The organism is Dyella sp. SG609 (assembly GCF_012275375.1).
In the GTDB taxonomy this organism is placed as follows: domain Bacteria; phylum Pseudomonadota; class Gammaproteobacteria; order Xanthomonadales; family Rhodanobacteraceae; genus Dyella_D; species Dyella_D marensis.
In genome coordinates this window covers 695,811-717,083 of the sequence record NZ_JAAZQJ010000001.1, presented here as the reverse complement: position 1 = coordinate 717,083, position 21,273 = coordinate 695,811, and the positions used below count along the sequence as shown (strand labels likewise).

The window sequence follows — 21,273 nt, the reverse complement described above, 5'->3', positions numbered from 1 at the left end:
TTCCTCAGGCTGCGCCGGCAAGTTTGGCCGCTTCGGCCAGGTCCACCTGCACCAGGCGCGACACGCCGGGTTCGCGCATGGTCACGCCGCACAGCTGCGACGCGGCCTCCATGGTGGCCTTGTTGTGGCTGACGAAAATGAACTGCACCTTCTCGCTCATCTCCTTCACCATGTTGGAGAAGCGGCCCACGTTGGCCTCGTCCAGCGGCGCGTCCACCTCGTCCAGCAGGCAGAACGGCGCGGGGTTGAGGCCGAAGATGGAGAACACCAGCGATACGGCGGTCAGCGCCTTCTCGCCGCCGGACAGCAGCGAGATGTTGGAGACGCGCTTGCCCGGCGGACGGGCCATGATGGCCACGCCGGTATCGAGCAGGTCGTCGCCGGTCAATTCCAGATACGCGTGGCCGCCGCCGAACAGGCGCGGGAACAGCTCCTGCACGCCGGCGTTGACGCGGTCGAAGGTTTCCTTGAAGCGCTGGCGGGTTTCGCGGTCGATCTTCTTGATCGCGCCTTCCAGCGTTTCCATGGCGGAGGTCAGATCCGCCAGCTGGTTGTCCAGGTAATTCTTGCGCTCGCTCTGTTCGGCGTGCTCCTGGATCGCGGCCAGGTTGACCGGCTCCAGGCGCTGGATCTTCTGGCCGATGTCGGTGAGCGCGCCGCGCCATTGCGAGGCGTCGGCGTCTTCGGCCAGCTCCGCCAGCAGCGGTTCCAGCTCCAGGCCGGAGGCGGCGATCGCTTCGGCCAATTGCTGGGCGCGCAGTTCCAGCGCCTGCGCGGCGAGGCGCTTCTGCGACAGGCTTTCGCGCAGGCTGTTGAGGCCCTGCTCGATGCGCTGGCGCTCCTGCTCCAGGCGGCGGAATTCCGCGTCGCAGTCTTCCACCGCGCGGCGCGCTTCCACCAGCTGCTTGTCGACCAGCAGGCGCTGGTCCAGATAGGCCTGGCGCTCCGCTTCCAGTTCCGCGATGGGGTCGGAGCCGGCGGCCAGCTGTTCTGCGATCTCGCCGCGGCGCGAGGCGATCTGGCGGATCTGCGTGTCCATGCGCGCCAGGGCCTGGTCGAGCGAGGCCAGCGCGGAGCGCTTGGATTCCATCGACAGCGCCAGCGCATGCGCCTGGTCGGCGGCCTCGCGCGCGTTCATGCGCGCTTCCTCGCGCGCTTCCAGCAGCGCGCGGCGCTCGTTTTCCAGCTCGCGGCGCTGGTCTTCCAGGTCGCCCATGTGGTTGACCGATTCGTCCAGGCGCGCGCGCGCGTCGCGGATCTGCGCCTGCAGTTCGTCCAGCTGGCCGATGATCTCGCCCAGTTCGCCGCTGACCTTTTCGGCGCGGGCGCGGGCGGTTTCCATCTTGCCGCGGTGGCTCTGCAGCTGGCCTGCCAGTTCGGACTGGCGGCGATGGGCGTTGTACAGCTCGCGCTGAGCGTCGTCGCGCGCGCGCTCGGCTTCGAACTTGCGCGTGCGCAGGTCGTCGAGCTCGCCGGTGGCTTCTTCGATGCGCGCTTCCAGCGTGGCGATCTGCTCGGCCAGCAGGCGCATCTCGCGCTCGCGCGCCAGCACGCCGACCTGATTGCCCTGCGCGCGGCGCACGCGCGCCCAGCCCGGGCCGAGCCACTCGCCGGTGCGCGTCATCACCGACTGGTACGGCGCCAGCGCGGAAAGGCCGGCCACGCGCTGGTGCGCTTCGTCGAGATTCTCGGCGGTGAGCACGTGGCTGAGGATCGCCACCGCGGCGGACGGGCCGCGCACGTGCGCCGCCAGCGTTCCGGCGGTGTTGGCGCCGCCCTCGGCGGCATCCAGCAGGGCGAGATCCGCGTCCTTCAGCTCGCCGAAGTCCTTGGCGTAGTCGTGCGCGCCGTCGACCAGCACGCTGTCGAGGAACCCGGCCAGCGCGGTTTCCACCGCCGTCTCCCAGCCCGCTTCCACCTGCAGCGACTCGCCCAGGCGGCGCGATTTGTCCAGGCCAAGCCGCGCCAGCCAGCCGCTGGCGGCGCTTTCCTCCTGGCCCAGCGCGGCGTGCTGCAGCGCTTCGAGCGAGGACTGGCGCCCGCGCGCGGACTGCAGCTGCTGGCGCGCCTCGTTGAGCGCGGACTGCACCTGGCGCTCCTCGTCCAGCACCTGCTCGTAGCCGAGCTTGTGCTGGTCGAGCAGGCCGCCCAGGGTTTCCAGGCGTTCGCGCTGGGTTTCGTGCTCGCCCTGCAATTGTTCGAAGGAAGCGTCCAGCGCCTCGATGTCGGTGGCCTTCTGTTCGCCCTCCAGCGCCTCGCGGCGCTTGGCCAGGTCGATCGACTGGCGGTCCAGATAGGCCAGCTTGGTGCGCTCCACTTCCGCGGCGCGGGCGGATTCGCCAGCGGTGCGGGTGTAGGCGTCCCAGCGCTGCTGCCAGTCGGACAGCTTGGTTTCGGTGTCGCGCTGCGCGTCGGCGGTGTCGTCCTGCAGCTGCTGCAGGGCTTCGAGCTTCGGCTCGCCCTCGGCCAGCGCCAGGCGCAGGCTTTCGGTCTGTTCGCGGTCGGCGGCGATATGCGCGGCCAGTTCCTCGTGCTCGCGCTCGGCCTCGGCCTGGGCGCGCCCCAGGCGCTCGGCGGTCTCGCGGTTGAAGCGCACCTGCTGTTCGACGCGGGCGATCTCGGCGCCCACCTTGTACACCTCGCCCTGCACCTGGCCCAGGTGCTCGTTGGCGGCGGTGTGGCGCTCGCGCACGCTTTCGAGCTGGGCTTCGACGTGGCGCTGCGCGGCCACGCGCTTCTCGATCTCGATCTCGGCGGCGGAAAGCCCGGCGCCTTCGCCGTCGTGCTGGCTCTTGAGTCCGCGGTATTCCAGCGCGCGCAGCTCGGCTTCCTTGCGCGTCTGTTCTTCCTTCAGCGCCTTCCAGCGCTCGGCGGCGCGGGCCTGGCGGTTGAGGTGTTCGAGCTGCTTGTCCACTTCGTCGCGCACGTCTTTCACGCGGTCGAGGTTTTCGCGGGTGGACTTGATGCGGCTCTCGGTCTCCTTGCGGCGCTCCTTGTACTTGGAGATGCCGGCGGCTTCCTCCAGGTGCACGCGCAGTTCTTCCGGCGCGGCCTCGACGATCTGGCTGATCATGCCCTGCTCGATGATCGAGTAGCTGCGGGGCCCGAGGCCCGTGCCCAGGAACAGGTCGGTGATGTCGCGGCGGCGGCAGCGCGCGCCGTTGAGGAAATAGGCGGACTGGCCGTCGCGGGTGACCTGGCGCTTCACCGAGATCTCGGCGTACTGGCCGTATTCGCCCTGGATGGTGCCGTCGCTGTTGTCGAAGATGAGTTCGACGGTGGCCTGGCCCACCGGCTTGCGCGAGTTGGAGCCGGAGAAGATCACGTCGGTGAGCGAGTCGCCGCGCAGGCGGCTGGCCGCGCTTTCGCCCATCACCCAGCGGATGGCGTCGATGATGTTGGACTTGCCGCAGCCGTTCGGACCCACCACGCCGGTCATATTGGTCGGCAGGTGCAGGGTGGTCGGGTCGACGAAGGACTTGAAGCCGGCGAGTTTGATCGTGGTCAGGCGCATGCGGATTCCGCGGCAGCTGGAGAGGGGCTTGCGATTCGACTCGAAGCCTCTCTCCCGTCGGGAGAGGGGTTGGGGTGAGGGTACAGGCGAAGCGAGGCGCCCCACTCCGCCCGTACCCTCATCCGCCTGCCGGCACCTTCTCCCGGAGGGAGAAGGATTCCAGCGGGAAGACTTGAGGACGCAGGATAAGGCCTATGTCCTGGCCGCTCAAAGGCTTTCAGGTATCCGGCGGACGCGCGTCGATGGAAAGCGCGTGGATGCCGTTGTCCATCAGCCCTTCCAGGGCCGCATAGATCATGCGGTGGCGCTTCAGCGGCGGCTGGCCGGCGAACACCGGGCTGACGATGCGCACGTGGAAGTGGCCCTTGCCCTCGTTGGCGTGGCCGGCGTGCTTGTGGCCTTCATCGGCCACGTCCAGCTCCACCGGCGCCAGCGCGGCCTGCAGGCGTTCGCGGATCCGGGCGGCCATCGAGGCGGTCATGTCAGGGCAGCACCTTGCGGAAGGGTTTGACCGAGACGGCAGCATAGACCCCGGCCGCCACGTACGGGTCGGCATCGGCCCAGGCCTGCGCTTCGGGCAGCGAGGCGAACTCGGCCACGATCAGGCTGCCGGTGAAGCCGGCGCTGCCCGGGTCTTCCGCATCGATGGCCGGGAACGGGCCGGCCAGCAGCATGCGTCCCTCCGCATGCAGCTGCTGCAGGCGGGCGACATGGGCCGGACGCGCGCCGAGGCGCTTCTCCAGCGAATCGGGAACGTCGGTACCGACGATGGCGTACCACATGGCTCAGGCCTCCGGACGCATATAGGGGAACAGCAGCACGTCGCGGATCGACACCGCGCCGGTCAGCAGCATCACCAGGCGGTCGATGCCGATGCCCAGGCCGCCGGTGGGCGGCAGGCCTACCTCCAGCGCGCGGATGTAATCGGCGTCGAAGTGCATGGCTTCGTCGTCGCCGGCGTCCTTGGCCGCCACCTGGGCGCGGAAGCGGGCTTCCTGGTCTTCCGGATCGTTGAGCTCGGAGAAGCCGTTGGCCAGCTCGCGGCCGTTGATGAACAGCTCGAAGCGGTCGGTGATGCCTTTGTCGGTGTCGCTCTCGCGCGCCAGCGGCGAGACCTCGACCGGGTGCTGGGTGATGAAGGTGGGCTGGATCAGCGTGTGCTCGACGGTCTTCTCGAAAATCTCCAGCAGCAGCTTGCCCCAGCCGTAGCCCGGCTTGACGTTGCAGCCCAGGCGCCTGGCGTGCGCGGCCATCGCTTCGCGGTCGCGCAGCTCGTCGCGGCGGATCTCCGGGTTGTGCTCCAGCACCGCGTCTTCCATCGACCAGCGGCGGAAGGCCGGACCCAGGTCGATGTCGGCGCCGTCCCAGTGGATCTGCGTGCTGCCGATGACGTTGGCGGCGGTGTCGCGGATCACGCCTTCGGTCAGGTCCATGATCTCGGTGTAGGTGGCGTAGGCCTGGTAGAGCTCGAGCATGGTGAATTCGGGGTTGTGTCGGGTCGACACGCCCTCGTTGCGGAAGTTGCGGTTGATCTCGTACACGCGGTCGAAGCCGCCCACCACCAGGCGCTTCAGGTAAAGCTCCGGCGCCACGCGCAGGTACAGGTCCAGGTCCAGCGCGTTGTGGTGGGTGATGAAGGGCTTGGCCGTGGCGCCACCGGGGATGATCTGCATCATCGGCGTTTCCACTTCCATGAAGCGGTAGGGTTCCGCCTCCAGCCACTTGCGGATGTAGCCGATGATGCGCGAGCGCAGCACGAAGGCGCGGCGCGATTCCTCGGTGACGATCAGGTCGACGTAGCGCTGGCGGTAGCGCTGCTCCACGTCGGCCAGGCCGTGGAACTTGTCCGGCAGTGGGCGCAGGCTCTTGGTCAGCAGGCGCAGGGTGTCGACCTTGACCGACAGCTCGCCGGTCTTGGTGCGCATCAGCAGGCCTTCGGCGCCGACGATGTCGCCCGCATCCCAGCCCTTGAACGCGTCGTAGGTGGCTTCGCCCACCGTGCCCTGGTGGATGAAGAACTGGATGCGGCCGGACATGTCCTGCACCTGCACGAAGCTGACCTTGCCCTGCACGCGCTTGAGCACGATGCGGCCGGCCATCTTCACGCGGCGCGCGAGCGCGTCGATCGCCTCGGCGGTGTGCACGTCCTTGTCGGCGTATTCGGCCTGTAGGTCCCCGGCGAAGGCGTCGATCTTGAAATCGTTGGGGAACGCGACGCCCTGCCCGCGCAGCGCGCGGAGTTTCTCGCGACGCTCAGCAACAAGCTTATTTACGTCTGGCTTGTTCTCGTCGATGGGCAGGTTGTCTGTCGTTTCGCTCATGGTGATTCCGTGATGTCGGCCGTCGAAGTGGCGATGGCCGGGATGTTGGCTAATGGCCGAAGAGTGCGGGATTGTTCTTCTTGAGGACGCTGTACGGGATGACCGACCAGTCCGGGTTGTCGCAATTGCGCGCCACGCGCGCGAAATAGGCGCCGACGTACAGGCCCTTGTCGGTGAGATACCAGGGACCGAAATCCCACACGCCGGGATCGGTGTAGTCGCAGCCGTCGTCGCCGTCGCTCTTCATGGCGTCGGGATAGAGCTTCTGGAACAGCTTCACCACGGCCGGCGCGTAGACCTTCTCGCGGTACTGGTACCACGCGTCGGAGCGCTCGGCCGGCTTGCTGCCGCTGCCCAGCCAGTAGACGTCTTCCAGCGCCAGCTCCTTGCCGGTGGCGGCGTCGATGGTGGTGCCGCTGATGCCGAAATCCGGATGCGCCGCGCCGTAGCAGCTCCAGCTGCTGGAGACGGCGTAGCTGACGAAACGCTCGGTGAGGTAGTGGCTGGACACCTCCGCCGACTCCTGGCCGGAGCCGCCCTCGCCGTTCGCGCAGCCGAAATACCCCTGCAGGCCGCCGTAGAAACCGGTGTCGATGGTGCGGTTGATCGCCGCCATCGCCGCCTCGGGATAACCGCCGACCACATGGAACATGGCGAGCTTGGACAGCGGCTCGGAGAACCACTGGATCTGGTACTTGCCGCCGACGGTTTCCTTCTTGCCCGGCACGAAGCGGAGATCGGCCAGGCGCAGCTTTTCGTAGTCCGACAGCGCACGCTCGAACTTCAGATCCGGCCGCGGCTCATGCACGGAGCCGGCGGCTACGTCGTGCAGTTCGACCGGCAGGCTGGCGCCCTTGCCCGCGCTGAAGCTGCCCTTGAAGCCGTCGCCGGCCTTGGTGAGCACGAAGTGGTCCGACTTGGCTTCGTCGGTGTCGTAGGCGGCCGAGCTGAGCTTGTAGCCCTGCCTGGCAGGTTCGCCGCGCAGCGGGATGTCCTGCTTGAACTTCTCGTAGAAGTAGGTGCCGGAGACGGTGCCGTCGGACTCGTCCAGCTGCATCACGATCGGATACTTGCCCACCGTGCCGCGCAGCAGGCGGCTTTCCGCGTGCAGCGTGGCGGCGGCCAGCAGGCTCACGGCGAACAGAGCGATCGAGGCGCTTCTCATGCGTGGGTCTCTTCCCTGGGAGTGCGGCTCGCAGGCACGAGCGGTGCGCTGCGCATTCAGTCTTCCTTGCCCACCGCGTGCTTCACCGCATGCTTGGTGGCGTTCCAGCCGTCGCGCGCGCCGTGGCCGATCTTGAGGCCCACGTCCTTGGCGCCATGGCCGACCTTCAGTCCGGCATCGCGCGCGCCATGGCCCACCTCGACGCCCGCATCGCGCGCGCCATGCCCGACTTTGACGCCAGCGTCGCGGGCGCCGTGCCCGACCTTGACGGCGGTGTCGCGGGTGGCGTGGCCGACGTCGCGGCCGGCGTCGCCGACCGCGTGGCCGGCGGCCTTGGCGTCCTGCTTGATGCCCTGCCCCGTGCTCTCCTGCGCGCTCGCCATGCCGATGCCTGCCGCCAGTGCCGCACAGGCGATCAGGATCCGGGAGATCTTGCTGCTGCTCATGCGGTCACCTCGTCGGCGGTCAGGTGGAATCGGTGGCGGAGCGCTCAGGCGTCGATGCGCTTGGCGCCCGCGTCCAGGCCGGCCTTCAGGCTGCCTTCGACGAATTCGTCGAGGTCGCCGTCCAGCACCTTCTGCGTATCGGAGCGTTCGATGCCCGTGCGCAGGTCCTTGATGCGGCTCTGGTCCAGCACGTAGTTGCGGATCTGGCTGCCCCAGCCGATATCGGACTTGGTCGCTTCCAGCGCGTCCTTCTCGGCATTGCGCTTCTGCAGTTCCAGCTCGTACAGCTTGGCTTTCAGCATCTTCATCGCGCGGTCGCGGTTGGCATGCTGGCTGCGCTCGGTCTGGCAGGCCACCACCACGCCCGAGGGCATGTGGGTGATGCGCACGGCCGACTCGGTCTTGTTCACGTGCTGGCCGCCGGCGCCGGACGAGCGGTACACGTCGGTGCGCAGGTCGGCCGGATTGATCTCGATATCGATGTCGTCGTCGACTTCCGGCGACACAAACACCGAGGTGAAGCTGGTGTGACGGCGGTTGTCGGAGTCGAACGGGCTCTTGCGCACCAGGCGGTGCACGCCAATCTCGGTCTTCAGCCAGCCGTAGGCGTAGTCGCCTTCCACGCGGAAGGTGGCGGACTTGATGCCGGCCACGTCGCCGCCGCTGACTTCCAGCAGCTCGGCCTTCCAGCCGCGCGATTCGGCCCAGCGCAGGTACATGCGCAGCAGGATTTCCGCCCAGTCCTGCGCCTCGGTGCCGCCGGCCCCGGCCTGGATGTCCACGAAGGCATTGGCCGAGTCCATCTTGCCGGAGAACATGCGCTGGAATTCCAGCTTGCTCACCTGGGCGTCGAGCTTGCCGAGGTCGCTGACGATGGACAGCACGGTGGATTCGTCGTCGTCGGCGACGGCCATCTCCAGCAGGTCGCCGGCGTCGGCGAGGCCGGCCGTGAGCGTGTCGATGCCGCTGACGATGGTTTCCAGGCGGGCGCGTTCGCGGCCCAGCTCCTGCGCGCGCGGCGGATCGTCCCAGACGTTGGGACTTTCCAGTTCGCGGCTTACTTCTTCGAGACGCTCACGCTTGGTGGCGTAGTCAAAGATACCCCCTAAGCGACTCGACGCGGCCCTTGAGGTCCGCGATCTGCGCAAGGATCGGATTGGTCTCGATCATGGATGGAATGGCTTGGAAAATGGCCGAACAGGATAGCAGGCGCACCTCGCCCACGGTAGGTTGGGGTGAGCCGCAGGCGAACCCCAACGGACGTCCGGTCAGCATGGAAGGTCCGTTGGGGTTATCACCCCAACCTACAGTGCCTGCTGATGCACCCCGCGCACCGCGCGCCCCGACGGGTCGGCCGCGGCGGCGAAGGCCGGATCCCAGGCCAGCGCGGCCGGTGAGGAACAGGCGATCGACTTGCCGCCCGGCACCGTGGCCGCGCAGGCCTCGCCGGGGAAGTGCTGCTCGAAGATGCGCCGGTACAGGTAGGCCTCCTTGGTGGCCGGCGGGTTGTGCGGGAAGCGCGTGGAGGCGGCGGCGAATTCGCGGTCGCTGACCACTTGTTCCGCATGCGCCTTCAGCCCGTCGATCCAGCCATAGCCGACGCCGTCGCTGAACTGCTCCTTCTGCCGCCACAGGATCGAATCCGGCAGCGCGCCCTGGAAAGCCTCGCGCAGCACGGCCTTCTCGATGCGGCCGTGGCCGGCCATCTTGTACTTGGCGTCCAGGCCCATCGCCACGTCGAGGAATTCCAGGTCCAGGAACGGCACGCGCGCCTCCACACCCCAGGCCATCATCGCCTTGTTGGCGCGCAGGCAGTCGAAGCTGTGCAGGGCGTCGAGCTTGCGCACGGTTTCCTCGTGGAAGGCTTCCGGCGACGGCGCCTTATGGAAGTACAGATAACCGCCGAAGATTTCGTCCGAACCCTCGCCCGACAGCACCATCTTCACCCCCATCGCCTTGATGCGCCGCGCCAGCAGGTACATCGGGGTGGAGGCGCGGATGGTGGTGACGTCGTAGGTCTCGATATGGCGGATCACTTCCGGCAGCGCGTCCAGGCCTTCCCAGAAGGTGTAGACGAAGCCGTGGTGCACGGTGCCGAGCGCATCGGCGGCCACCTGGGCGGCGGCAAGGTCCGGCGAGCCTTCCAGGCCGATGGCGAAGGAATGCAGGCGCGGCCACCAGGCTTCGCTGCGGTCGTCGTCCTCGATGCGTTCGCGCGCGAAGCGTGCGGCGCAGGCGGCCACCAGCGAGGAATCCAGGCCGCCGGAGAGCAGCACGCCGTAAGGCACGTCGGTCATCAGCTGGCGATGCACGGCCTGTTCGAAGGCGCCGCGCAGTTCGGACGGTTCCAGCTGCTGGCCATGGGTGACTTCATAGGAACGCCAGTTCCTGCGGTAGTAGCGCGTCACTTCGCCGGTGGCGCTGTCGTAGACATGGCCCGGCGGGAAGGCGGAGACGTCCGCGCAGATGCCGACCAGGGCTTTCATTTCCGAGGCCACGCACAAGCGCCCTTCCGCGTCGTGGCCCCAGTACAGCGGGCAGACGCCGATCGGATCGCGGGCGATCAGGTAGCGCTGCGTGGCCGCATCCCACAGCGCGAAGGCGAAGATGCCGTTGAGCTGCCTGAGGCCGCGCGCCAGGAACTCCTCCGGCCCCAGTTCGCGGTACAGCGCGTTGATGACTTCGCAGTCCGAGCCCGTGGTGAAGTCGTAGCCGCTGGCGGCGCGCAGCTCGCGGTGGTTGTAGATCTCGCCGTTCACCGCCAGGGCCAGGCTCTCGTCGCGCGAGCGCAATGGCTGCGAGCCGCTGGCCGGGTCGACGATGGCCAGGCGCTCGTGCACCAGGATCACCCCGGCGTCGACGAACACGCCGCTCCAGTCCGGCCCGCGATGGCGCTGGCGCTGCGAGAGTTCCAGCGCCTGCCGGCGCAGGGCGGCCAGGTCGTCGCCGGGTTGCAGGTCGAACATGCCGAAGATGGAACACATGGTTTGACGCTCCTGAGGTTGGATGACGCGCAAAACTGCGTACGGGGAAAAAGAAAGGGCCCGCTTGTCGGCGGGCCCTTTTGCGTGATTCGAGACTTTTTTCGTGTCTACACGCCGGCCCACCCGTCGATGCGGGGATTGTTATTGGCGTTGTTATTCAGCGCGTTCGCGGATGCGCGCAGACCGGCCGCGTAGGCGGCGAAGGCGGAGCGCTGGATGGCGAAGGCACAGGACATGAGGCCGACTAAAGCACAGCTTTGCTGCGCCGCGCAAGAGCTTTTTTACCTTCCTCGCGGCCGGCGCAGGTTGGGGTAAGCGCGGCGAACCCCAACGGTGCGGCAGCCTGCGAGGTCCGTTGGGGTTCGCCTATGGCTCACCCCAACCTGCGTGCTACGTGCTCACCCAGTTCCGCGCTTCTTCCAGCTGCGCCGTCTCATACAAGCGAAACTCTCCCGGCGACAGAAACCCCAGCGCCTTGGCCAGGTTGCGCATCCAGCCCACGTCGGTGACCAGGGCCGCGCGTTCCCAGCCGCTGAAATGGCGGAAGCCCAGCTTGGCGTCGTCCCACATCGCGGCGGCGTCGAAGCCGGTGAAGTCCTGGTCGATGTGGAAGATCACCCGCAGCTTGCGGTTGAGCGCGAAGGCCGCCTCGATATCGGGAATCACCACCCGTTCGTAGTCCGCCGCGGTGACCTGGTTGTGCGCGGTGAAACCGATCACGCCGGGCGGCAGTCCGGTCATCTGCACGATCATGGCGCCAGCTCCTCGATGGTTGAGACTGACCCTATCCAAGCGCGGCGCTCGTTGCGCCGGCAGCTAGGCGCCGTGAAGAAGCGCCCAACAAATCACCGCGGCAAATCACAACGGCTCGATATGCCGCAGCAGCAGGCGCGGGCTTTCGCGGCCCTGCCAGTCGTTGATGGTCAGCTCGTAGGCGGCGCGCAGCCGCGCCGGCGGCGGCTGGCCGGTATAGGCGCCGAACATCACCGCATCCAGCACGGCGCCGTCGCGCGGATCGCTCAGGCTCAGGCGCAGATGGGTTTCGCCCATCACGCGCCAGCTGGCGCAGGCGAATTCGTTGTCGAACACCGGCTCCGGAAACGCCTGGCCCCAGGGGCCGCCATAGCGCAGCTGCCGCGCCAGCTCCAGGGTGGCGGCGCCGGGCGGCAGTTCGCCGTCGGTATAGAGCACGTGTTCCAGGCAGGCTTCGTCCAGCCATTCGCGCGCGATCGCGTCGAAGGCCGCGGCGAAGCGGGCGAAGTCGCTCGCTTTAAGGCTCAGGCCCGCGGCCATGGCGTGGCCGCCGAAGCGTTCGATCAGGCCGGGCTGGCGCGCATCGATCGCGGCCAGCGCATCTCGGATATGGAAGCCGGCGATCGAGCGGCCGGAGCCGCGCAGCTCGCCGGTGTTGTCCTCGCTCGCCGGAGCGAACGCGATCACCGGGCGATGCAGCCGCTCCTTCAGCTTCGACGCCACCAGCCCCACCACGCCGGCATGCCACGAGGGTTCGAACAGGGCCACGCCGACCGCATCGATATCGGCGGCGCGCGCCACCATCACCTCGGCTTCGGCCACCATGGTCGCCTGCAGTTCGCGGCGCTCCTGGTTGATCGCGCTCAGCTGCTCGGCGTAGCGGCGCGCCACGCGGAAGTCGTCGGTCAACAGGCATTCCACGCCCAGGCGCATGTCTTCCAGGCGGCCGGCGGCATTGAGCCGCGGCCCCACCGAGAAACCCAGGTCGCTGGCGCACAGCGTGGCGACGCTGCGCTTGCCCGACTCCACCAGCGCCGCAATGCCCGCGCAGGCGCGCCCCGCGCGGATGCGCTTCAGGCCCGCCTCGACCAGCACGCGGTTGTTGTAGTCCAGCGGCACCAGGTCGGCGACCGTGCCCAGCGCCACCAGGTCCAGCAGCGTGGAAAGGTCGGGCTCCTTGCCCGCGGCGAACGCGCCCTGCCCGCGCAGCGCCGCGCGCAGGGCCAGCAGCAGATAGAACATCACGCCGACGCCCGCCAGCGCCTTGCTCGGAAACGCATCGCCGGCCAGGTTCGGATTGACCATCGCATCGGCCGCCGGCAATTGCTCGCCGGGCAGATGGTGGTCGGTGACGATCACGCGGATGCCCAGCGCCTGCGCCGCGGCCACGCCGCTCAGGCTGGCGACGCCGTTGTCCACGGTGATGATGAGCTGCGGCTGCGGCTGCAGCGATTCGACCAGGGCGGGACTCAGGCCATAGCCGTGGATAAAGCGGTTCGGCACCGCGTAATCGACGTGGCGCGCGCCGAGCATGCGCAGGCCGCGCACCGCCACGGCCGTGCCGGTGGCGCCGTCGCAGTCGTAGTCGCCGGCGATCAGGATGCGCCAGTCGCCGCCGATCGCCTCGGCCAACAGTTCCACCGCGCGTTCCAGGCCGCCGAGCTGGTGCGGCGCCAGCATGCAGGCGAGCCGGTGATCGGCGTCGGCGGGACTGAGCACGCCGCGCGCCGCATAGATCTGGCGCAGCACCGGATGCACGGCATCGCTCCAGCCTTGCGGCACGCCTTTCGGCGCGCGGCGGCGCAGGCTCAGGCGCGGACTCATCGGCGGCCACCGCGCCAGAAGCGCAGGCGATGCCAGGGACGCTGCAGCCAGCGTTCGCCGCTGGCGAAGGACAGTTGCAGCGGAGCCGCGGCAAGACGCTGCAGCACCGGCCACCAGGCGCCGCCGATCTCGCCCGCCTGCAGGTCCTGCAGATCGATCAGCCAGCCGGTGCCGGCCTTGGCGATGGCTTCGGGCGCACGCGGCACGACATCGACGCCGGCGCGCGCAGCCAGCGCGCCGAGCAGCACGTCGTCGCTCACGCAGGCTTTCAGTTCGCTGCGCACCTTGGTCGGCAGATGGCCGCCGCCCCACAACCACAGGCTGTTCACCGGCGGCAGTCCGCGCTCGCGCCGCTGCGCATTCAAGGGATGCTGATGCAGCAGCACCTGCGCCTCGGTGAGGATCACGCGCCAGCGGCGCCCTTCGGCGCCCTCCGGCAGATGCTGCACGAGGTTCTCGCCCAGCGCCTCGTCCGGCGAGGCGAACGAAGGCAAGGCGATGCCCGGCGGCACGCGCACGTGCCAGCGGTCCGGCGTGCCGACTTCCAGCACCATGCCGGCATCGGCGAACACCGGCTGCAGCGCATCGGCCAGCGTGCGGGCTTCTTCGAGGCCCAGCTGCATCTGCCCGCAGGCCAGCAGGCGCGCGCCGTTGAGATCGGGCTGGATCCAGGCCGGGTCGGCGCTGAGCCAGGTGGCTTCGCCGGCATCGCCGGCCAGCAGCTCACGTGTCAGCGCCGCCGGCGCGAAACCGTCGGCGCAGTCGAAATACGCGGCCAGCCCGCCGAGAAAGCCGCGCGGGCCGTCATCGATGCGGTCGGCGCGCGCCAGCCAGGCGCGCAGCGGATGGTCCGGCTCGAAGCGCGGCAGGTCGGGCAGCCACAGTTCCAGCGGTCGCGCCGCCTCCGCCATCGCCTCAGGCCTCCAGCAGTTCGTACAGCTCTAACCACTGCGCCTCGAGCGTTTCCTTCTCGCGGCGCAGTTCGGCCTGGCGCTGGCCGAGCTTCATCATCTCGGCGGTGGCGCCGTTGTAGACCTCCGGATCGGCGAGCTTGGCCTCCAGCTTGCCCAGCTCCTCGTCGATCGCGGCCATGCGCGTCTCGATCTTCTTGACCTTCTGCCGCGTGGCCTTTTCGTTTTCGCGCTGCGCGGCGGCCGCACGGCGGCGGTCGGTGGCGGACACGGCCGGCGTGCTGTTGGCCGACGTGCTGTTGGCCGGCGCGTTCTTCTTCGGCGAGGAGCCGCGGGCACGCAGCCAGCGGGCGTAGTCGTCGAGGTCGCCGTCGAAGCCTTCGACCTGGCCGTCGGCGACGCGCCAGAAGCTGTCGCAGACCATGCCCAGCAGATGGCGGTCGTGCGAGACCAGCACCAGGGCGCCGTCGAAATCGGCCAGCGCGTCGGCCAGCGCCTCGCGCATGTCCAGGTCCAGATGGTTGGTGGGTTCGTCGAGCAGCAGCAGGTTGGGCTTGTCCCACGCGATCAGCGCCAGCGCCAGGCGCGCGCGTTCGCCGCCGGAGAAACCGTCCACCGATTCGAAGGCGCGGTCGCCGGCGAAATTCCAGCCGCCGAGGAAGTCGCGCAGCACCTGCGTGCCGACGCCGGGGGCTTTGTCCTGCAGATGCTGCAGCGGGCTGGAACCCTCGTGCAGGCTCTCCACCGTGTGCTGGGCGAAGTAGCCGATCTTCAGGTCCTTGTGCATCTTGCGCTCGCCGGCCAGCGGGGCCAGTTCGCCGACCAGGGTCTTGACCAGGGTCGACTTGCCCGCGCCGTTGGGGCCGAGCAGGCCGACGCGGTCGCCGGCTTCCAGGCGGAAGCGCACGTCGTGCAGGATCGCCGCGGGCGCGCCGCCGCCGTCGTCCGGATAGCCGGCGGTGACCTCTTCCAGCTGCAGCATCGAATCGGGCAGGCGTTCGGGCACGGCGAACTGGAAGCGGAACGAGCGCTCGGCGCGCACGGCCTCGGTGCCGGCCATCTTCTCCAGCCGCTTCATGCGCGACTGCGCCTGCTTGGCCTTGCTGGCCTTGGCCTTGAAGCGGTCGATAAAGGACTGCAGGTGGGCGCGCTCGGCCTGCTCGCGCTCGTGCGCGATCTGCTGCAGGCGCAGGTGTTCGGCGCGCTGGCGCTCGAAGGCGCTGTAGTTGCCGGTGTAGAGCTTGGCGCGGCCTTCGTTCAGATGCAGGGTGTGGGTGATCACGCCGTCGAGGAATTCGCGGTCGTGCGAGATCACCAGCAAGGTGCCCTGGTAGCGGCGCAGCCATTCTTCCAGCCACAGCACGGCGTCGAGGTCCAGATGGTTGGTGGGCTCGTCGAGCAGCAGCAGTTCGGACGGCGCCATCAGCGCGCGCGCCAGGTTCAGGCGCACGCGCCAGCCGCCGGAGAACTCGCGCACCGCGCGCTCGTGCGTTTCCGGCGCGAAGCCCAGGCCGTGCAGCAGGCGGCCGGCGCGGGCGCGGGCGTCGTAGCCGTGCAGTTCCTCGATGCGGTGGTGCGCCTTGGCCATGGCTTCGGTGTCGCCGCGGGCCTGGGCATCGAGTTCGTCGCGCAGGGCGATGGCCAGCTCCTCGTCGCCGCCCATCACGTATTCGATCGCCGGGTCCGGCAGGGCCGGGGTCTCCTGCGCCACCGAGGCCAGGCGCAGGCGCGCGGGCAGATCCAGCTCGCCGGCGTCGGCTTCCACCTGGCCCTGCAGGGCGGCGAACAGGCTGGACTTGCCGCAGCCGTTGCGGCCGACCACGCCCAGCCGCCAGCCGCTCTGGATCACCAGGTCGATGTCGGAAAGCAGCAGCCGGGCGCCGCGGCGCAGGGCGAAATGACGGAAGGCGATCATCGGAACCACAACCCATGGACAGGGCGTGCAGCCGCCCTCAGCCGCCCATGATAGCGGACGCGGCGCCCTGCCCCATGGCCGGAATGTCCACCCCATCGCAGTCGCGAGCGGTGCTCGTAGCTTCCCCGCCGCGGTTTCTGCTACAACGACGCCGCACTGCGCAGCGGCCTCGCGCCGCTGCCGCTCGGGGGCAATCGACAGACATATGACGTGCGGAGGCGCAGCCTGACTGCCCCCGTCAACGTGGAGAGGGGACCATGACCAAGTTCGGCATCAGCCTGCCCATGCTCGTATTGCTCGCCGCCGGCGCCGCCGCGCCGCAGCTGGCCCGGGCCGACAACCTGCTGATCAATCGCGTCAAGCAGGAACAGGGCATGAACCTTCCGGCCCGCGGCATGAGCATGGAGCAGGTCGAACAGAAGTTCGGCGCGCCCAAGCGCAAGCTCTCGCCGCGCGGCGGCGATACGGCCAAGCATCCGGTGATCAATCGTTGGGATTACTCCAACTTCATCGTGTATTTCGAGCACAGCCATGTGATCCATGCGGTGCTGAACACCCCGGCCGGCAACAACAAGAATCCCGATACGGTGAACTGAGGGCATCGCCTTCCGGGCGGGAATAGGGAATAGGGAATAGGAAATCGAAGAGCTGCGGCGCTTGCCGCGGCTCTTTTTGCTATTCCCGATTCCCTATTCCCTATTCCCGCCCCCTACAATTCGCGTTTCCCCTTGCAACGCGAGTCCCCCCACATGAGCCACGCCACCTTGCGCCTGCCGGCGGAATGGGAGCCCCAGTCGGCCGTCCTGATCGCCTGGCCGCATGCCGATACCGACTGGGCCGAGCGCCTGGCCGAGGTGGAAACCACCTATGTGGCGCTGGCCGCGGCGGTCACCCGCTTCGAGCCGCTGATCGTGGTGGTCGCCGACGCCGGACTGCGCGCGCATGCCGAAGCGAAGCTGCGCGATGCCGGCGTGGATCTCGCCCGCATCCGCTTCGTCGAACTGCCCTACGACGACACCTGGCTGCGCGATTCCGGCCCGATCACCCTCAAGGACGACCAGGGCGCCTTCCAGCTCACCGATTTCCGCTTCACCGGCTGGGGCGGCAAGTTCGGCGCCGAGCAGGACGACGCGCTGGTGGCCGGCCTGGTGCAGGCCGGCGTCTTCGGCCGCGCCGCGCACAAGCGCATCGACTGGGCGCTGGAAGGCGGCGGCATCGAGAGCGATGGCGCCGGCACCGTGCTCACCACCTGGCGCTGCCTGGTGCAGCGCCATCCGGAGCAGTCGCGCGAGGAGATGACCGCGATCCTGCGCGACGGCCTGCACGCCGGCCGCATCCTGTGGCTGGACTACGGTTATCTGGAAGGCGACGACACCGACGCGCATATCGACACGCTGGCGCGCTTCTCGCCGGACGGCGGCATCGTGTTCCAGGCCTGCGACGACCTGGGCGACGCGCACCACGACGAACTGGCGCGCATGGCCGGCGAACTGGCCGCGCTGTGCACGGTGGACGGCAAGCCGTACGCGCTGCACCCGCTGCCCTGGGCCGAGCCGATCCTGGACGAAGGGCGCCGCCTCGCGGCCTCGTACGCCAACTATCTGATCGTCAACGGCGGCGTGCTGGTGCCCGCCTATGGCGACCCGGCCGACGACGAAGCGGTGCGGATCATCGGCCAGGCCCATCCGGGCCGCGAGGTGGTGCAGGTGCCCTGCCGCCCGCTGATCTGGCAGAACGGCAGCCTGCACTGCATCACCATGCAGTTGCCGGCGGGCATCTACGGCTGAATCTTCTTAAGCATCGGCCGGCGTAGGTTGGGGTGAGCAAAGCGAACCCCAACGTTGCGACACAGTGGCGGGCCTGTTGGGGTTCGCCTGCGGCTCACCCCAACCTACTTACTACGTACAATTGCCCTTTCGCCCCCAGCGAGCAGGACTCCCCATGACCCGCAAGACCCTCAAGGTCGCGTTGCTGCAGGAAACCCATCGCGGCAGCCGCGACGCCAATCTCGACGCCATCGAAGCCGGCCTGCGCGAAGCCGCCGCGGCCGGCGCCGAACTGGTGCTGCTGCAGGAGCTGCACAACGGCCCGTATTTCTGCCAGCACGAGTCCGTGGGCGAGTTCGACCTGGCCGAGACCATCCCCGGCCACAGCACCGAGCGCATCGGCAAGCTCGCCGGGGAATTTAAGCTGGTGGTGGTGGCTTCGCTGTTCGAGAAGCGCGCCACCGGCCTGTACCACAACACCGCGGTGGTGTTCGACCGCTCGGCGAAGATCGCCGGCAAGTACCGCAAGATGCACATCCCGGACGATCCGGCGTTCTATGAGAAGTTCTACTTCACGCCGGGCGACCTGGGCTTCGATCCGATCGACACCGCGGTCGGCCGCCTCGGCGTGCTGGTGTGCTGGGACCAGTGGTATCCGGAAGCCGCGCGCCTGATGGCGCTGGCCGGCGCGGAGCTGCTGCTCTATCCCACCGCGATCGGCTGGGACCCGAACGACGAGCAGGCCGAGAAAGACCGCCAGCGCGAAGCCTGGGTCACGGTGCAGCGCGGCCACGCGGTGGCCAACGGCCTGCCGCTGCTGGCCTGCAACCGCACCGGCTACGAGCCGGATCCGTCGGGCGTGGGCGCCGGCATCCAGTTCTGGGGCACCAGCTTCGTGGCCGGGCCGCAGGGCGAATTCCTCGGCCAGGCCGGCACCGACGGGCGCCAGCTGCTGGTGGTCGAGATCGACATGGCGCGCAGCGAGCACGTGCGCCGGATCTGGCCGTTCCTGCGCGACCGCCGCATCGACGCCTACGGCGACCTGCTGAAGCGCTTCCGCGACTGAAGCGTGACCTCCGGCCGCATGGCTTGCGCCTTCCGGCCTTCGACCCCATGCAGTGATTTCCCTTACGCACCGAACCGACGCATGAGCCTGGACGCCACCGACACCGCCCTGCCCGCCGCCCTCGAAGGCCAGCCGATCGAGCGCGTGCTGCGCGACGGCGTCGAATACGTGGTGCTGGGCACGGCGCATGTGTCGCGCGCCAGCGTGGAAGCGGTGCGCGAGCTGCTGGCGCGCGAGCGCTTCGACGCGGTGGCGGTGGAGCTGTGCCCGAGCCGCGCGCAGGGCATGCGCGATCCGGATGCGCTCAAGAAGATGGATCTGTTCCAGGTGATCCGCCAGGGCAAGGCCGGCATGGTCGCCGCCAGCCTGGTGCTGTCCACCTTCCAGAAGCGCCTGGCCGACCAGTTCGGCATCGAACCCGGCGCCGAAATGAAAGCCGCGATGGACGGCGCCGAACAGCGCGGCGTGCCGGTGTGGCTGGTCGACCGCGAGGTCGGCACCACGCTCAAGCGCGCCTGGCGCAGCGTCGGTTTCTGGCAGCGCTTCGGCCTGATGGGCGGCCTGCTCGCCAGCGTGTTCGAACGCGAGGCGATCGAGGAAAAGGAAATCGAGAAGCTCAAGGAAGGCGACATGCTGGAAAGCGCCTTCAGCGAATTCGCCAATCAATCCGAGCCGCTCTACCGCAGCCTGATCGCCGAGCGCGACGCCTACATGGCGGCGCGCCTGCGCGAAGAAGCCGGCCTGGCCGGCTACGGCGGCGAGCCGCGGCGCGTGCTGGTGGTGATCGGCGCGGGCCACTTGAAGGGCCTGAGCGAACTGCTGCGCACGCAGCAGGGCGATGCGGCCGCGCAGGCGGCCGAGCTGGCCAGGCTGCCGGTGAAATCGAGCTGGCCGAAATGGATCGCCATCGGCCTGGTGCTGCTGGTGTTCGTGGCGATCGGCATCGCCTTCCACCGCAACAGCGCGCTGGGCGCGCAGGCGCTGCGCGACTGGGTGATGTACACCGCGGGCTTCTCCGCGCTGGGCGCGATCATCGCCGGCAGCCATCCGCTGAGTGTGCTGGCCGCGGCCGTGGCCGGACCGATCAAGCCGTTCCGCCCCGGCGTACCTTCCGGCGCGATCAGCGCGATGGCCGAAGCCTGGGTGCGCAAACCGCGCGTGGCCGACTTCGAAACCCTGCGCGACGACATCGGCCACTGGACCGGCTGGTGGAAGAACCGCGTGGCGCGCACCCTGCTCAACTTCCTGCTGGTGTGCGTGGGCACGATTGCCGGCGAGTACACCGCCGGCATCCATATCTTCAAGAGCCTGTTCTGAGGCTTGCGCTCAGGGCTGGTGCAGGCCCTTGACCAGCACGTCGAGCAGTTCGCTGTCCTTGTCCAGGCTCTGCTCCCAGTACATCGCGCCGCCCAAGTGCCGCGACTTGATGAAACCGGTCTTGATGCGCAGCGACTGCGGGTCTTCGTAGCTCACAAACGTGTGCGTCTTCGCATTCCACAGATACGGCACCTGGGCCTGCTCGTCCCAGTAGCGCACGTAGCCGTTCTTGCCGATGTAGTCCGCTGTCAGTTCGCGCCATGAGGGCGCGCCGAAGAACTTGCCGTACTTCTGCTGCAGGCCGTTGTGTTCCGGCGCCACGTCGGTAAACGCGCGGCCGTAGAACGGCACGCCCAGCACCAGCTTCGAAGCCGGCACGCCCGCTTCGAGATACTGCTGCACCGCCTTGTCCGCGGCGCGGTCGCCGGATGGATCGAGCGCCGACGGATGCAGGCCGGCGTGGTGGCCGGTGGCGGGCGTGAGGCTGTTGTGGAAGTCGTAGGCCATCATGTTGAACCAGTCCAGCGAACGCGCCACGCGCGCCAGCTCGATGCCGGCGACGAATTCGTTGTCGGCCGAGGCGATGGTCAGCAGGTAATGCCGGCCCTGGTGCTGCTTGCCCAGCGCGTCCAGGCGCGCGCGCACGGCTTCCAGCATCAGGCTGAAGTTGCGGCGGTCCTCGGGGCGGTGGCTGATGTTGCCGCCGGGGAGCGTGGGGTATTCCCAGTCGACGTCCAGGCCGTCGAGGTCGTGCTGCCCGATCAGCTTCGCGGCGTCGTCGGCGAAGCGCTTGCGCGAGGCTTCGGTGAGCGCGGCCTCGGAGAAATGCCCCGCGCTCCAGCCGCCCACCGACAGCACGATGCGCAACCGCGGGTTGCGCTGGCGCAAGGCCACCAGGCTGGCCAGCGAGGCCGTGGCGTGCGGGCTGCGCAGCACGATGTGGCCTTGTTCGTCGAGCGTGCCGAAGGCGTAGTTGAGGACGTCGACCTTGGCCGGGTCGATGGCCGGCAGCGGGTCGGCATCGGCCACATAGCCCACGATGCGATAGCTGGCTGGCGATTCTTTCGCCACCGCGGCGCCCATCAGCAGCAGGGCCGCCAGGCCCAGCATCCACCGGAAAGCCGCCGGGCGGCCGTGCGACGCAATCCCCACCATGCCGTGTCCTTATCTATCAAGTGTCTTGGTTCTTCGAGTGGCTGGGCAAGCCGCCGGATGGCCCATCGGCGTTGTTGTCCCTGCTCGGACCCACCGACTATACTTCCGAGACTTTAACGCCATGTACCCGTCGGAA

The 21,273-nt window shown here is 68.6% G+C and carries 17 protein-coding genes; 4 read left to right on the top strand and 13 right to left on the bottom strand.

What is annotated here, in order from left to right; all coding sequences use genetic code 11:
* Window positions 1-4 precede the first annotated feature (4 nt).
* The 12 genes from smc to FHW85_RS03065 form a co-directional block, all read right to left on the bottom strand.
* Entirely contained in the window at window positions 5-3,514 is a 3,510-nt protein-coding gene (gene smc / locus FHW85_RS03120) for a chromosome segregation protein SMC (protein WP_168647273.1), read from the bottom strand.
* A 217-nt stretch (window positions 3,515-3,731) separates the two neighbouring features.
* The gene (locus tag FHW85_RS03115) at window positions 3,732-3,995 is read right to left on the bottom strand and encodes a BolA family protein (RefSeq protein WP_167256959.1); all 264 of its coding nucleotides are present in this window, start codon (window positions 3,993-3,995) and stop codon (window positions 3,732-3,734) included.
* A 1-nt stretch (window position 3,996) separates the two neighbouring features.
* Window positions 3,997-4,296, bottom strand: coding sequence for a YciI family protein (locus FHW85_RS03110; protein WP_168647272.1), 300 nt, complete (start codon window positions 4,294-4,296; stop codon window positions 3,997-3,999).
* Between the two features lie 3 nt (window positions 4,297-4,299).
* The gene (lysS, locus tag FHW85_RS03105) at window positions 4,300-5,835 is read right to left on the bottom strand and encodes a lysine--tRNA ligase (RefSeq protein ID WP_167256957.1); all 1,536 of its coding nucleotides are present in this window, start codon (window positions 5,833-5,835) and stop codon (window positions 4,300-4,302) included.
* A 49-nt stretch (window positions 5,836-5,884) separates the two neighbouring features.
* A complete protein-coding gene (locus FHW85_RS03100) occupies window positions 5,885-7,000 on the bottom strand; it encodes a hypothetical protein (protein WP_168647271.1) in 1,116 nt (371 codons plus the stop codon).
* A 56-nt stretch (window positions 7,001-7,056) separates the two neighbouring features.
* Window positions 7,057-7,446 (bottom strand): hypothetical protein, encoded by a 390-nt coding sequence (locus FHW85_RS03095; protein WP_168647270.1) that lies wholly within the window; start codon window positions 7,444-7,446, stop codon window positions 7,057-7,059.
* A 44-nt stretch (window positions 7,447-7,490) separates the two neighbouring features.
* Window positions 7,491-8,616, bottom strand: a protein-coding gene (gene prfB, locus FHW85_RS03090) for a peptide chain release factor 2 (RefSeq protein WP_167256954.1) whose coding sequence is annotated in 2 segments (ribosomal slippage) — window positions 7,491-8,540 and window positions 8,542-8,616 — 1,125 coding nt in all. Because the reading frame shifts where the segments join, the coding sequence is not laid out codon by codon here.
* A 134-nt stretch (window positions 8,617-8,750) separates the two neighbouring features.
* The gene (asnB, locus tag FHW85_RS03085) at window positions 8,751-10,430 is read right to left on the bottom strand and encodes an asparagine synthase B (protein ID WP_168647269.1); all 1,680 of its coding nucleotides are present in this window, start codon (window positions 10,428-10,430) and stop codon (window positions 8,751-8,753) included.
* A gap of 390 nt (window positions 10,431-10,820) precedes the next feature.
* Window positions 10,821-11,183, bottom strand: coding sequence for an STAS/SEC14 domain-containing protein (locus FHW85_RS03080; protein ID WP_168647268.1), 363 nt, complete (start codon window positions 11,181-11,183; stop codon window positions 10,821-10,823).
* A 105-nt stretch (window positions 11,184-11,288) separates the two neighbouring features.
* Window positions 11,289-13,007 (bottom strand): single-stranded-DNA-specific exonuclease RecJ, encoded by a 1,719-nt coding sequence (gene recJ / locus FHW85_RS03075; RefSeq protein ID WP_168647267.1) that lies wholly within the window; start codon window positions 13,005-13,007, stop codon window positions 11,289-11,291.
* Entirely contained in the window at window positions 13,004-13,918 is a 915-nt protein-coding gene (locus FHW85_RS03070) for a phosphoglycerate mutase (protein WP_168647266.1), read from the bottom strand. Before FHW85_RS03070 ends, recJ begins: the two co-directional genes overlap by 4 nt.
* Before the next feature lie 4 nt (window positions 13,919-13,922).
* Complete coding sequence (locus FHW85_RS03065; RefSeq protein ID WP_168647265.1) at window positions 13,923-15,833, bottom strand: ATP-binding cassette domain-containing protein; 1,911 nt, start codon at window positions 15,831-15,833, stop codon at window positions 13,923-13,925.
* A 257-nt stretch (window positions 15,834-16,090) separates the two neighbouring features.
* On the opposite strand from FHW85_RS03065, the gene FHW85_RS03060 reads away from it, so the two are divergent.
* From FHW85_RS03060 to FHW85_RS03045, 4 genes are all read left to right on the top strand, one after another.
* Window positions 16,091-16,429: a hypothetical protein gene (locus FHW85_RS03060; RefSeq protein ID WP_167256948.1), complete on the top strand. Its 339-nt coding sequence runs from the start codon at window positions 16,091-16,093 to the stop codon at window positions 16,427-16,429.
* A 153-nt stretch (window positions 16,430-16,582) separates the two neighbouring features.
* On the top strand, window positions 16,583-17,620 hold the full coding sequence (locus FHW85_RS03055; RefSeq protein ID WP_168647264.1) for an agmatine deiminase family protein: 1,038 nt from the start codon (window positions 16,583-16,585) through the stop codon (window positions 17,618-17,620).
* Window positions 17,621-17,774: 154 nt separating this feature from the next.
* A complete protein-coding gene (locus tag FHW85_RS03050) occupies window positions 17,775-18,665 on the top strand; it encodes a carbon-nitrogen hydrolase (RefSeq protein WP_168647263.1) in 891 nt (296 codons plus the stop codon).
* 81 nt (window positions 18,666-18,746) lie between these two features.
* Window positions 18,747-19,982, top strand: a complete 1,236-nt coding sequence (locus FHW85_RS03045; RefSeq protein WP_168647262.1) for a TraB/GumN family protein — start codon at window positions 18,747-18,749, stop codon at window positions 19,980-19,982.
* Window positions 19,983-19,991: 9 nt separating this feature from the next.
* On the opposite strand, the gene FHW85_RS03040 is transcribed toward FHW85_RS03045, so the two are convergent.
* Window positions 19,992-21,137, bottom strand: coding sequence for a glycoside hydrolase family 18 protein (locus tag FHW85_RS03040; RefSeq protein ID WP_246866615.1), 1,146 nt, complete (start codon window positions 21,135-21,137; stop codon window positions 19,992-19,994).
* Between the last annotated feature and the right edge of the window lie 136 nt (window positions 21,138-21,273).

Coding starts and splice junctions, on each gene's coding strand:
- FHW85_RS03115 (WP_167256959.1), bottom strand. CDS start 3,995: ATGACCGCCTCGATGGCCGCCCGGATCCGCGAACGCCTGCAGGCCGCG.
- FHW85_RS03110 (WP_168647272.1), bottom strand. CDS start 4,296: ATGTGGTACGCCATCGTCGGTACCGACGTTCCCGATTCGCTGGAGAAG.
- FHW85_RS03050 (WP_168647263.1), top strand. CDS start 17,775: ATGACCCGCAAGACCCTCAAGGTCGCGTTGCTGCAGGAAACCCATCGC.
- FHW85_RS03055 (WP_168647264.1), top strand. CDS start 16,583: ATGAGCCACGCCACCTTGCGCCTGCCGGCGGAATGGGAGCCCCAGTCG.
- FHW85_RS03065 (WP_168647265.1), bottom strand. CDS start 15,833: ATGATCGCCTTCCGTCATTTCGCCCTGCGCCGCGGCGCCCGGCTGCTG.
- FHW85_RS03100 (WP_168647271.1), bottom strand. CDS start 7,000: ATGAGAAGCGCCTCGATCGCTCTGTTCGCCGTGAGCCTGCTGGCCGCC.
- asnB (WP_168647269.1), bottom strand. CDS start 10,430: ATGTGTTCCATCTTCGGCATGTTCGACCTGCAACCCGGCGACGACCTG.
- recJ (WP_168647267.1), bottom strand. CDS start 13,007: ATGAGTCCGCGCCTGAGCCTGCGCCGCCGCGCGCCGAAAGGCGTGCCG.
- smc (WP_168647273.1), bottom strand. CDS start 3,514: ATGCGCCTGACCACGATCAAACTCGCCGGCTTCAAGTCCTTCGTCGAC.
- FHW85_RS03040 (WP_246866615.1), bottom strand. CDS start 21,137: ATGGTGGGGATTGCGTCGCACGGCCGCCCGGCGGCTTTCCGGTGGATG.
- FHW85_RS03070 (WP_168647266.1), bottom strand. CDS start 13,918: ATGGCGGAGGCGGCGCGACCGCTGGAACTGTGGCTGCCCGACCTGCCG.
- FHW85_RS03060 (WP_167256948.1), top strand. CDS start 16,091: ATGACCAAGTTCGGCATCAGCCTGCCCATGCTCGTATTGCTCGCCGCC.
- lysS (WP_167256957.1), bottom strand. CDS start 5,835: ATGAGCGAAACGACAGACAACCTGCCCATCGACGAGAACAAGCCAGAC.
- FHW85_RS03045 (WP_168647262.1), top strand. CDS start 18,747: ATGAGCCTGGACGCCACCGACACCGCCCTGCCCGCCGCCCTCGAAGGC.
- FHW85_RS03095 (WP_168647270.1), bottom strand. CDS start 7,446: ATGAGCAGCAGCAAGATCTCCCGGATCCTGATCGCCTGTGCGGCACTG.
- FHW85_RS03080 (WP_168647268.1), bottom strand. CDS start 11,183: ATGATCGTGCAGATGACCGGACTGCCGCCCGGCGTGATCGGTTTCACC.